This is a genomic window from uncultured Pseudomonas sp. (assembly GCF_913774235.1).
Taxonomy (GTDB): Bacteria; Pseudomonadota; Gammaproteobacteria; order Pseudomonadales; family Pseudomonadaceae; genus Chryseomonas.
In genome coordinates this window covers 176,901-188,199 of sequence record NZ_CAJYDW010000019.1, presented here as the reverse complement: position 1 = coordinate 188,199, position 11,299 = coordinate 176,901, and the positions used below count along the sequence as shown (strand labels likewise).

Sequence of the window (11,299 nt, the reverse complement as noted above, 5' to 3'; positions counted from 1 at the left end):
CGGCGCGGTTTTCCACCCTACGCATGAGAGAACCGCTACTTCTGCGTCGTCACGCCCTGGACGAACCAGTCCATCTGCCACAGCGCCGGGTCGGACAGCACCTGGCCGGCGGCGACCCGCTCCTTGCCGTCGCGGTCGCTCAGGGGACCGGCGTAGATCTGCTTGCCCTTGAGGATGGCCTCGCGCTCGGCGAGGATCTTCTCCTGGGCCGCCTTGGGTACGCCGTCGCCGAAGCCGGCGATGTCGGTGCCGCCGTCGGCCATGGAGACGAAGGCGCCATGGGGCGCGGGCTTCCAGTTGCCGGCCATGACCCGCTTGAGCTCCGGCACCAGGAAGCGATCCCAGACCCATACCGAGGAACAGAGGGTGGCCTTGGGCGCGAATTGGCGCATGTCGCGGTGGTGGCCAGTGCCATAGACGCCGCGCTCCTGGGCGACGATCTGCGGCGTGGGGGTGTCCACGTGCTGGCCGATGACATCGGCGCCCTGGTCGATCAGCGCCGCGGCGGCGGCGCGTTCCTTGACCGGGTCGTTCCAGCTGCCGGTGTAGATCACCGTGAGGGTGGCATTGGGATTCATCTGCCGGGCGCCCAGCTCGTAGGCATTGATGGTCCAGTTCACCACGCCGAAGGGATTGGCGGCGACGAAGCCCAGCTTACCGGTCTTGGACGTCGCGCCCGCGGCCATGCCGCAGAGATACTGGCTTTCGTAGGTACGACCGTAGAAGGATTCCAGGTTGCGCCCGTTGGTGGTGCCCGAAGCATTGAGGAAGGCCACCTCGGGATATTGCTCGGCCAGTTGCTTGAAGGTGTCGGAATAGCCGAAGGCGGTGCCGATGACGATATTGGCGCCGCGTTTGATGAAGCGTTCGGCGGCCGGGCGGATGGCCGAGGCGGTTTCCGGCACGTTTTCCACGAACTGGATCTTCATGCCCAGCTCCTTCTCGATCTTCACCCGCGCCTCGTCCATGGCCTGGGTCCAGCCGCCGTCGTTCTTGGCCGTGAAATACAGCATGGCGATCTTCGGCTCGCCCTTGAGGGTGAAGCCCTCGTCGTCCGCCCGCGCCACCGCGCCCAGCCCTACCAGCGCCAGCACGCACGCCACTCTTCCCAGCCATCTGCTCAGCATCGTCTCGTCCTTAGTCTTGTCTACAGCATGTGGTTGATACGGAACACGTTGCCTTCCGGGTCCAGCAGTACGGCCTGGTACCAGTGGTAGTAGGTTTCGTAGGGCGCCTTCACCAGGCGCGCACCGGCGGCCTCGGCCACCGGCACCAGCCGATCCACCTCCGCGCGGCTGTCCACCTCCAGGTTGAGCAGGAAGCGGCAGCCTTCACTGCCGGCGAAATCGCCCAGCCCCAGCAGTTCATAGGCCTCCGGCGCGTTGAAGCCGATGGCGGTCTTGCCCGTATCAAGGCCGCGGAAGATTGGCGAGCGGATCGCCTCGATCTCGGGAAAGCCGAACACCCGCTGGTAGAAGCCGCTCAGGGCCACCACGTCCTGGGCGAAGACGTTGACGTAGGAGAGGCTCGGCATCAGGCCACCCGCACGCCGGACTGGGTACCGCCGAAGGTGGTCTGCTTGACGAATTTGGATCTCAGGTGATCGCCCGAGGTGATGGGCGCGTGGCGCGGCGGCGTGCCGGGCGTAGCGCAGCCGGGCAGGCATTCGATAAGGGTGTCGTAGTTGGGCTGATGGAAGAACACCAGGGATTGGCGGCGGGTATCGCAACCGGCATCCGCCGGTGGATTCACCACCCGGTGCAGGGTCGAGACCCAGCGATCGTTGGTCCACTGCATCATCAGGTCGCCGATGTTGACCACGAAGCCGCCCGGCACCTTGGGCACGTCCACCCACTCGCCATCGGCATTGCGCACCTGCAGGCCGCCAGGGGCGTCGTCGGGACGGACGATAGTCAGGCTGCCGTAGTCGGTATGGGCCCCGGCGCGCAGCTGGCCGGGCAGCGCCGCCTCCTTCTGGTGGGGATAGCAGAGGGTGCGGAACATGCTGATGTGGCGATCGATGCGGCTGTCGAAGTAGGTCTCCGGCAACTCCAGCCCCAGGGCGAAGAGGCGCATCAGGGTGCGCGCCAGGTCGCTCATGGCGGCGAAGTACTCGGCATAGGCCTGGCGAAAACCGGGGATGGCCGTCGGCCAGACATTGGGCGCGAAGTGCGGCCCGGCTTCGGGGCCGCGGTAATAGGCCGTCTCTGGGACCTCCAGCGGTCCGATGGAGAAGGACTCCTTGAGATCGCCGGGCGCCGCCTCTTCCAGGCTGTAGGACAGGCTTTCCTCGGCCACCGCGCTATAGCCGCGCACCTGGTCCGGACGCGGCCGATCGGCCTTGCGTTTCTCGGCCAGCGGCAGGTCGAAGAAGGCCCGCGACAGGCGCGAGACGCGCTCGACCAGTTCTTCGGGCACCTGATGGTGGGTGATGACCAGAAAGCCGATATCGCGGCAGGCCTGGTCGACGGCCTTGGCCACCGCCTGCTTGCCGGCGGTCGAACCCTCGAAGTAGGGAGCCAGATCGATGATGGGAACACTGGACAGCGGCATGACGAACCTCACGAGTGGGACGAAAGGAGACAGCGCGACGCACGTTCACCGGGCAGGGCGGCAGCAGGGCAAGTGCAACCGTTGTGCCATCTTTGGACCATTTGGTAAAAACTAAAAAGTTCTTCTAAACCAAATACTTGAGTGAAACAGCTGAATCACGAGGCCGACCGGGCGCACCGTGACCGATCAACGTGCACCGCGGTAGCTCGCAGTGGCGCGTCCTTAGGCCATGGCCTGGGCGGTAGCGCTGCCCAACGAGACCGTGCCGGCGTGGACCGGACCTCACGCCAACTCGTGATAACGCCGATCGAAGTACAGCAGGCCACCCTTGCCGCCCGGTTCGGCCACGCCCAGCACCTCGCAGAGCAGCAGGTCGTGGCTGCCCACCGACTGCACCCCGGCGATGCGGCAATCGCAGGCCACCAGGGCGCCGTCCAGCACCGGCGCACCGCTGGCGAGGCGCGTCCAACTGGCGGCGGCGAAGCGCTCGGCCATGGCGGTCTTGCCGCCGAAGAGGTTGGCCAGCGCCTGCTGGCCGGCGGCCAGGACGTTGACGCAGAGCACCCCGTTGGCGCTGAAGGCCGGATGCACCGAGGCACCCCGGTTGAGGCAGACCAGCAGGGTCGGCGGGGTATCGCTGACGCTGCACACGGCGGTGGCGGTGAAGCCGGCGGGCCCGGCCGGGCCGTCGGTGGTGACGAGGTTGACCGCAGCGCCCAGGCGCGCCATGGCCCCACGAAAGAGGTCGCGTTCGACCGGGGTGGCGGGCGCCGTGGCAGGCGGCAAGGCATGGGCAACGGACATGGCGCTATTCCTCGGAAGGTTGGCTGAGATAGTCGAGCACCACCCGGTCGAAGGTGGTGGGATCGGTGACGCTGGAGGCATGGCCGCCCCACTCCAGCAACTGGAAGGTGGCCTGGGGCAGGCCGGCGGCCAGTCGCTGGGACGAATTCCAAGGCACCAGCACATCGTCGCGATTGGCCAGCACCAGGGTCGGCACCTCGATCCGCGCCAACTCGGCGTCCACGTCGAAGGCCAACAGGGCACCGATGCGCCGCAGCACATTGGCCTCACCGGGGAAGTGCGCCAGGGCATGGGCTTCGTCGGCGGCCAGGCGTTCGCCGTGTTCGGCGATCCAGGTGGCCGGATAGAGAAAGATCGCCTGGGCCTGGACATAGGCCGCGGCGCCGCTGTCGCGCAGCAGCCGCTGACGCAGGGCGAAGCAGCGCCCGGTGTGCGGATTGGGTCGGCTCCAGGCATTGACCAACACCTGGCGGCGGATCAGGCCTGGCCGCAGCAGATTGGCCTGCAGTCCCACCAGGCCGCCCAGGGCATGGCCCATGAACAGGCAACTATCGAGTTCCAGGCGGTCGGCCAGGGCCAGCAGATCCTCGGCCATATGCTGGATGCGGTAGTCGGCCGGTAGCTCGGCCGGGCTCTTGCCGGTGCCGGTCTGGTCGTAGACCACCACCCGGAATCTTTCGCCCAGAGCCGCCAGCTGTGGCGTCCAGAAGGCCCCGGCGCCGCCCAGCCCGGAGCTGAGCAGCAAGGTGTCGGCCGCCGGGTCCTGGCGGCCATGGAGTTCGAAATGCATGGGCGGTCCTCGGTGGTTCAGTGGTTGGGGCTTCCCTCACCCCAGCCCTCTCCCAGGGGGAGAGGGGGCTAAACGGAGCGCAGCCCTAGCCGATATGGGCGATGCTGGCGATCTCGATCAGGGCGTCGGGCTTCACCAGGCCGCACTGGATGCAGTAGCGCGCCGGCTTCTCGCCGGGAAAGAACTCGGCGTACACCACGTTGATGGCGGCGTAATTGGCCCAGTCGGTGAGCATGATCATGTTGAAGGTGACATCGGCCATGCTGCCGCCGGCCGCCTCCACCACGCCCTGGATGGTGGTGAGCACGTGGCGTGCCTGGGCGGCGGCGTCGCCGACGTGGACGACGTTGTTCTGGGCATCGAACGGCAGGGTGCCGGAGACATAGAGAATTCCGTCGGCCAGGCTGCCAGGCACGAAGGGGGCGATGGGAGTACCGGTACCGGCGGGGATCACGGCTTGCTTGGGCATGGCGGCTCAGTCCTTGGCGAAGGTGGTGTGGAAGTCGGCGCAGCTGGCGACCCAGCCGAAGAAGGTCTCGATGTTGAACAGTGCGGCCTCGTGGGCCGAACGGGGCCCGGCCTGGTGGCAGGCGTCGTGCAGGCAGACGCCGAAGTATTCGAGGAAGAAGCCGTCCCTCAGGGTCGACTCCACGCAGACGTTGGTGGCGACGCCGACGAACACCAGGTTGCGGATGCCACGGGCGCGCAGCAGGCTGTCCAGGTTGGTGTTGTAGAAGCCGCTGTAGCGGGTCTTGGGCACCACCAGGTCTTCCGCCGCCGGTTGCAGCCGATCCACCAGGGCGTAGTCCCAGCCGCCCTTGGCCAGCAGCTGACCCTGCAATTCGGGTCGCTTGCGCATGGTCTTCAGCGCATTGGACTTGTGCCAGTTGGGCGAACCGGGGCCGCCGGCCTCGCGGTACTCCGGATCCCAGCCATTCTGGAACCAGACCACCTGGATACCCGCGCCGCGGGCGGTCTCCACCACCGCGGCGACGTTCTCGATCACCGGTTCGGTGGCCGAGACGTCGAAGCCGGCCAGGTCCAGATAGCCGCCCTGGCTGGCGTAGGCGTTCTGCATGTCCACCACGATCAGGGCGGTCTCGCTGGCCTTGAGCCGCAGCGGCTCGGGTCGTGCCGGCAGGGTCAGGGCTTCGGCGTCGCTCGCGGGCAGGGCATAGCCCGCCAGGGTTTCCACAGCGTTCATCAGGCACTCTCCTTGAGCAGGTCGACATGACGGCGGCTCTGCATCAGCGGCTGGATGCGCTCGCCGAAGTCGGTCACGCCCTGGACGAAATCATCGAAGGTCAGCAGCACGCCGCTGGCACCCGGCACCTCGGCGATCTCGTCGAGCATCCGCGCCACGCTGGCGAAGGAGCCCACCAGGGTGCCCATGTTGATGTTCACCGCCGAGGTCGGATCGGCCATCTGGCGGACGTTGGTGTCGCTGCCGGACTTGGTGTCGGCGGCGGCCTGGGCGCCCAGCCAGGCGATGGCCTCCTCGTCGGCGCCGGCCTTGTAGTGCTCCCACTTGGCGCGGGCCGCCTCGTCGGTCTCGGCGGCGATGATCATGAACAGGGCGATGGAGGTGACGTCGCGCCCGGTCTTGGCGGTGGCCGCCTGCAGCCGCTCCACCGCCGGGGCGAAGGCCTTGGGCGTGTTCACCCCCTTGCCGAAGACGAAGCTGTAGTCGGCGTGTTCGGCGGCGAAGGCCAGGCCGGCATCGCTCGCCCCGGCGCAGACGATTTCCATGGGCGCCTGGGGTTGGGGGCTCACCCGGCAGTCCTCCATCCGGAAGTGCGCGCCCTGGAAGTCCGAGCGACCGGTGCCCCAGAGATCGCGCAGCACCTGGGCGTATTCACCGAGGTACTGGTAGCGGCTGGCGAAGAAGTCGTCGCCCGGCCAAAGGCCCATCTGGCTGTACTCGGGCTTCTGCCAGCCGGTGACCAGATTCACGCCGAAGCGGCCGCCGGAGATGGAGTCGATGGTGGACGCCATGCGCGCGACGATGGCCGGCGGCAGGGTCAGGGTCGCGGCGGTGGCGAACAGCTTGATGCGCGAGGTCACCGCGGCCAGCCCGGCCATCAGGGTGAAGGATTCCAGGTTGTGGTCCCAGAATTCGGTCTTACCGCCGAAGCCGCGCAACTTGATCATCGACAGGGCGAAGTCGAAGCCATAGTGCTCGGCGCGCTGCACGATCTCGCGATTCAACTCGAAGGTGGGCCGGTACTGAGGCGCATTTTCCGAGAGCAGCCAGCCGTTGTTGCCGATGGGAATGAAGACACCGATGTTCATCGCTCGCACTCTCCCGCAGTCAGGAATCGGAACGCACCCGAGGGCGCCGTTGCTGCAGGATGAGAGCAGAAAGCTTGCCAAGTTCTGAAAATTCAACTCAATCAATCACTTGGATCGAACGCCGAATTAGATTCAGACTATTTGGTCCACATTAGAGCACCCGGTTTGTGCAAGACGCCCGAATCCGGGGCATGAATAGCCATTCCACATGCTAGAGTTGAACCTTTGGCGGCCATCGCGGCGCCGCCATTTGTTCGTCGCCAGGATGGTGCGAACCGAGCGACCGTGCCTGAACCGAGTGACTGGCACGCGTCAGACATCGATAAGGCCCAAGGAGCAGTTCGTGAGTCAGGCCAGTGACGCTTCGCCCCCACGCAAGTCCCGCACCCCCAGCCCGGCCGCCCAGCAGCGACGGCTACGGCAGATCGAGGCCAAGCGCGCGCAGATCCTCGGTGCGGCCCTCGACATCTTTTCCCGCTTCGGCCTGCATGGCGCCAGCCTGGATCAGGTCGCGCTGCAGGCGGACGTCTCCAAGACCAATCTCCTGTACTACTTCAGCAACAAGGAAGAGCTGTACCTGGCCGTGTTGCGCCAGTTGCTCGCGACCTGGCTGACCCCGCTGCGTACCTTCAGCGAAGATCAGGAACCGCTCGACGCCCTGCGTGGCTATCTGCGCCAGAAGCTGGAGATGTCCCGCGATTATCCGGCCGAGTCCCGTCTGTTCTGTCTGGAAATGGTCCAGGGCGCGCCGCTGTTGCTGCCGGAGTTGCAGGGCAGCCTGCATGAGCTGATGGATGAAAAGGCCAGGGTGATCCGCGCCTGGATCGCCGCGGGCAAGTTGGCACCGGTGGACCCGCACCACCTGATCTTCAGCATCTGGGCCACCACCCAGCATTACGCGGACTTCCGGGTACAGGTACAGGTCCTCTGCGGGCGCAACCTGACCGACCCGGACTTCTTCGACGAGGTGTTGCAAGGCCTCGAGACCCTGATCATCGAGGGCCTGAGGCCCCGTCCCGCCACCTGAGCGCGGAATCAGGGCGCCAGGAAGAAGTCGGCGAACAGCTGGCTCAACCGCGGCCACAGCGGCGCCGGCAGGTCATGCGCCATTTCCGGGATGAGTTCGAAGCGTGACCCGGGGATGGCTCGCGCCACGGCGCGACCACAGGCGGGCTTGAGCAGCGGATCGCAGGCGCCGTGCACCACCAGGGTCGGTGCCTGGATACGCCGCGCGTAGGGGCGCAGGTCACCGCTGCCGAGCAGGGCGAACAGCTGCCGTTGCACTCCATCTACATCCACGCCGCGCGCCAGGATGCGCTGCACCAGCCGTTCGAGGTCGGCGTCGCTCTGCCGGTAGCTGGGGCTTTCGATGCCGCGCAGCAGCGCCTTCTGCCGCGCGATCGCCGCGTCCAGCGGCAGCTCGGCCGGTGGCCGCAACAGCAGGCTGCCGAGCAACTTGAACGACGGCGGCGGCAACAGCGGCTGGTTGGTCGACGAGAACAGGATACCCAGCCGCTTCACCCGCTGTGGCCAGTCGGCGGCGAGAATCTGGGCGATCATGCCGCCCATGGAGCCGCCCAGCACATGGGCGCGGTCGATGCCCAGGTGATCGAGCAGGCCGATGGCATCCGCGGCCATGGCCTCCAGGCGATAGGGCACCGCGCTGGTCTTGCCCAGTTGCGCCCGGCCCAGCACCGGCCACAGCGAAGGCGGCTGGCCACCCGGCCAGCTCAGCCGCGAGGACTGGCCAACGTCGCGATTGTCGAAACGGATCACCCGCAGGCCGCGCCGCACCAGGGCCTCGCAGAAACCCTCCGGCCACAGCAGCAACTGGGCGCCGAAGCCCATGATGAGCAGCAGCGCCGGATCGGCGGGATCGCCCCAGTCCTCGTAGGCCAGCTCCAGCGCGCCGACCCGGGCCCGCCCTTCACGAATGTCCATGCTTCACCACGACCGGGCAAAAGCTCATGCTACTCCAGGGACGCACCGGCGAAAGCACGAGAACCCGGTGGTCACGAACCTGTACGCGCGGAGAACAACGCCATGCCCCCGGCACACCTGGAATATCGCCTCACCGACGAGCCACGCGAGGACCTGCGCGACGCCATAGCCGCACCGCTCCGGCAGTACAACGAGGATCAGGTCGGCCCGAGCGGCTATCGCGCCCTGGTCGTCACCCTGACACGCTCGGGCGTCCCGCTGGGCGGCCTCTGGGGCTACACCAGCTATGGCTGGCTCTATGTGCAGTTGCTGGCGGTGGACGAAGCCGTTCGCGGTCAGGGTGCCGGCCGGGAGCTGCTGCTGCGCGCCGAGGCCGAAGCGATCAGCCGCGGCTGCCATGGTGCCTGGCTCGACACCCACGAATTCCAGGCCCGGGGTTTCTACGAACGCCTGGGCTATGAGCTGTTCGGCGAGCTGACGGATTATCCGCCTGGCTTCGCACGGTTTTTCCTGCGCAAGACGCTTAGGCCGGCCTGAGCGTCAGGCTCGCTCACTGATCGGTGAGGAAGTTGCCGATCCGCGCGTTCTCCTGCCCGCCATCCAGCAGCGGCACCTCGGCCTCGTCCTTGAGTTGCACGCCAGACAGCTTGCGGCGATCCGCCTCGCGCATCAGGTAGAGCAGCTTATGCGCCGCCAGGCCATAGGCGAGACCTTCCAGTCGCACGTTGGAGATGCAGTTGCGATAGGCGTCGTTGAGGCCGGGCCGCGGCCCGTAGGTGAAATAGAGGCCGAGGCTGTCGGGCGAGCTCAAACCTGGGCGCTCGCCGATCAGCATCACCAGCAGGCGCGCCTTGAGCAGGCCGCCGATCTCGTCGCCCAACGCTACCCGGCCCTGCTCCACCAGGGTCACCGGCGCCCAACGCCAGCCCTCGGCCTGGGCCTGGTCGGCCAGGCGCTCGAGGAACGGCAGCGCGTGGCGATGTACCGCCAGAGCGGAGAGACCATCGGCGATGACCACGGCGACGTCGAAGCCCTCGGGATGGTCGACGGCGTAGGCCTGTAGCTCACGCGCGGATTCTTCGGACAGCCTGCGCCCCAGGTCGGGGCGTTGCAGATAGGTATGACGATCCGGCGCGGCGCTCTTCAGCACCAGGGTCTCGCGGCCCTGGGCGGTCAGGCCTTCACGCAGGGCCTGATGATCGAAGGCCAGATGCACGGCATCGCGGGCCTGGGCGTGGGCGGCCTGGAAATCCAGCTGGGCGGCGGTCGGTAGGCTGGTACCGGCACGGCCCAAGGCGATGCGCGCGGGGGTCAGCCGACGCAATTCGGCCCAGGGGTCGGGACGGGCGGTGTCGTTGGGGTTCATGGGGAGACTCCTGAGCTATTAGGTTCATCGCGGCACGGAGTAGGCCTGTAGGAGCGGCCCATGGCCGCGATAAGGCCGCATCGGCACATCGACACGGCCGCGATCCTCCCTAAATCTGCGCCAACACCCGCTGGAAAGGCGCCGGCAAGCCCTCGCCGAGGCGGAAGCGGCCATCTTCCAGCCGCAGGATGCCCAGGCGGTCGAGCCAGGAGGCGAATTCCGGCGCCGGCTGCAAGCCCAGCACCTGGCGGGCGTAGAGGGCGTCGTGGAAGGAGGTGGTCTGGTAGTTGAGCATCACGTCGTCCGACCCCGGGATGCCCATGATGAAATTGATGCCCGCCGCGCCCAGCAGGGTCAGCAGCATGTCCATGTCGTCCTGATCGGCCTCGGCATGGTTGGTGTAGCAGATATCGCAACCCATGGGCACGCCGAGCAGCTTGCCGCAGAAGTGATCTTCCAGGCCGGCGCGGATGATCTGCTTGCCGTTGTAGAGGTACTCCGGGCCAATGAAGCCGACCACGGTGTTCACCAGCAGCGGCTTGAATTTGCGCGCCACGGCGTAGGCGCGCACCTCGCAGGTCTGCTGGTCGACGCCATGGTGCGCTCCGGCGGACAGCGCACTGCCCTGCCCCGTCTCGAAATACATGAGGTTGTCGCCCAGGGTGCCACGCCGTTGTGACAGGCCCGCCTCGTAGCCTTCCTGTAGCAGTGCCAGGCTGATGCCGAAGCTTTCGTTGGCGCCCTGGGTACCGGCGATGGACTGGAACACCAGGTCCACCGGTGCGCCGCGTTCGATGGCGGCGATGCTGGTGGTGACGTGGGTCAGGACGCAGGACTGAGTGGGGATCTCGTAGCGCTGGATCACGGCGTCGAGCATCTTCAACAGTTCGCAGATGCCGCTGGTGCTGTCGGTGGCCGGGTTGATGCCGATCACCGCATCGCCGTTGCCATAGAGCAGGCCGTCGAGGACGCTGGCGGCGATGCCGGCCGGATCGTCGGTGGGATGGTTGGGCTGCAGGCGGGTCGACAGCCGCCCGCGCAGGCCGATGGTGTTGCGGAAGCGAGTCACCACCCGGACCTTCTGCGCCACCAGGATCAGGTCCTGGATGCGCATGATCTTGGACACCGCGGCAACCATCTCCGGGGTCAGTCCCGGCGCCAGGGCAGCGAGACTGGTCTCGTCCGCCGCCGGACCCAGCAGCCAGTCGCGAAAGCCGCCCACGGTGAGATGGGCGACCGGGGCGAAGGCTTGGGCATCATGGCTGTCCAGGATTAGCCGGGTGACCTCGTCGGCCTCGTAGGGGATCACCGCCTCGGTGAGAAAGTGCTTGAGCGGCAGCTCCGCCAGGGCCATCTGCGCCGCCACCCGCTCCACATCGCTGCCAGCGGCGACCCCGGCCAGGACATCCCCGGAGCGCGCCGGGGTGGCCTTGGCCAACAGCTCCTTGAGATCGGCGAAGCGCCAGGTCTGGCCGCCCACGCTGTGCTGGAAACCGCTCATGCTACCTCCTGGAGTTGCGCTGCTCAGAGCCTGTTCAAAGGCTCGCGAGCAG

The 11,299-nt window shown here is 67.0% G+C and carries 13 protein-coding genes; 2 read left to right on the top strand and 11 right to left on the bottom strand.

Annotated features, from left to right (window positions below; translation table 11 throughout):
- Positions 1 to 35: 35 nt before the first annotated feature.
- The 8 genes from QZ471_RS21435 to rutA form a co-directional block, all read right to left on the bottom strand.
- Positions 36 to 1,127 carry a BMP family ABC transporter substrate-binding protein gene (locus tag QZ471_RS21435; RefSeq protein WP_295467636.1) on the bottom strand — a complete coding sequence of 364 codons (1,092 nt, stop codon included), beginning with the start codon at positions 1,125 to 1,127 and terminating at the stop codon, positions 36 to 38.
- Positions 1,128 to 1,147: 20 nt separating this feature from the next.
- Entirely contained in the window at positions 1,148 to 1,534 is a 387-nt protein-coding gene (locus QZ471_RS21430) for a VOC family protein (protein WP_295467634.1), read from the bottom strand.
- Positions 1,534 to 2,553, bottom strand: coding sequence for a 2-oxoglutarate and iron-dependent oxygenase domain-containing protein (locus QZ471_RS21425; RefSeq protein ID WP_295467632.1), 1,020 nt, complete (start codon positions 2,551 to 2,553; stop codon positions 1,534 to 1,536). Before QZ471_RS21425 ends, QZ471_RS21430 begins: the two co-directional genes overlap by 1 nt.
- A 282-nt stretch (positions 2,554 to 2,835) precedes the next feature.
- Entirely contained in the window at positions 2,836 to 3,357 is a 522-nt protein-coding gene (locus tag QZ471_RS21420; protein ID WP_295467630.1) for a flavin reductase, read from the bottom strand.
- Between the two features lie 4 nt (positions 3,358 to 3,361).
- Positions 3,362 to 4,147 carry a pyrimidine utilization protein D gene (gene rutD, locus QZ471_RS21415; protein WP_295467628.1) on the bottom strand — a complete coding sequence of 262 codons (786 nt, stop codon included), beginning with the start codon at positions 4,145 to 4,147 and terminating at the stop codon, positions 3,362 to 3,364.
- Between the two features lie 85 nt (positions 4,148 to 4,232).
- The gene (gene rutC, locus QZ471_RS21410; protein WP_295467626.1) at positions 4,233 to 4,616 is read right to left on the bottom strand and encodes a pyrimidine utilization protein C; all 384 of its coding nucleotides are present in this window, start codon (positions 4,614 to 4,616) and stop codon (positions 4,233 to 4,235) included.
- A 6-nt stretch (positions 4,617 to 4,622) separates the two neighbouring features.
- On the bottom strand, positions 4,623 to 5,351 hold the full coding sequence (gene rutB, locus QZ471_RS21405) for a pyrimidine utilization protein B (protein ID WP_295467624.1): 729 nt from the start codon (positions 5,349 to 5,351) through the stop codon (positions 4,623 to 4,625).
- On the bottom strand, positions 5,351 to 6,439 hold the full coding sequence (rutA, locus tag QZ471_RS21400) for a pyrimidine utilization protein A (RefSeq protein ID WP_295467622.1): 1,089 nt from the start codon (positions 6,437 to 6,439) through the stop codon (positions 5,351 to 5,353). The genes rutB and rutA overlap by 1 nt, the downstream gene beginning before the upstream one ends.
- Before the next feature lie 343 nt (positions 6,440 to 6,782).
- Here rutA and rutR point away from each other — a divergent pair, with 343 nt between their 5' ends.
- Positions 6,783 to 7,466, top strand: coding sequence for an HTH-type transcriptional regulator RutR (gene rutR / locus QZ471_RS21395; RefSeq protein ID WP_295467620.1), 684 nt, complete (start codon positions 6,783 to 6,785; stop codon positions 7,464 to 7,466).
- An 8-nt stretch (positions 7,467 to 7,474) separates the two neighbouring features.
- Here the strand turns inward: rutR and QZ471_RS21390 are convergent, their stop codons facing one another.
- Positions 7,475 to 8,380 carry an alpha/beta fold hydrolase gene (locus QZ471_RS21390; protein ID WP_295467618.1) on the bottom strand — a complete coding sequence of 302 codons (906 nt, stop codon included), beginning with the start codon at positions 8,378 to 8,380 and terminating at the stop codon, positions 7,475 to 7,477.
- Between the two features lie 102 nt (positions 8,381 to 8,482).
- Between QZ471_RS21390 and QZ471_RS21385 the strand changes: the two genes are divergently transcribed.
- The gene (locus tag QZ471_RS21385; protein WP_295467616.1) at positions 8,483 to 8,917 is read left to right on the top strand and encodes a GNAT family N-acetyltransferase; all 435 of its coding nucleotides are present in this window, start codon (positions 8,483 to 8,485) and stop codon (positions 8,915 to 8,917) included.
- 13 nt (positions 8,918 to 8,930) lie between these two features.
- Here QZ471_RS21385 and eutC read toward each other — a convergent pair whose 3' ends face one another.
- Positions 8,931 to 9,746 (bottom strand): ethanolamine ammonia-lyase subunit EutC, encoded by an 816-nt coding sequence (gene eutC, locus QZ471_RS21380; RefSeq protein ID WP_295467614.1) that lies wholly within the window; start codon positions 9,744 to 9,746, stop codon positions 8,931 to 8,933.
- Between the two features lie 109 nt (positions 9,747 to 9,855).
- A complete protein-coding gene (locus QZ471_RS21375; RefSeq protein WP_295467612.1) occupies positions 9,856 to 11,247 on the bottom strand; it encodes an ethanolamine ammonia-lyase subunit EutB in 1,392 nt (463 codons plus the stop codon).
- Positions 11,248 to 11,299: the final 52 nt, after the last annotated feature.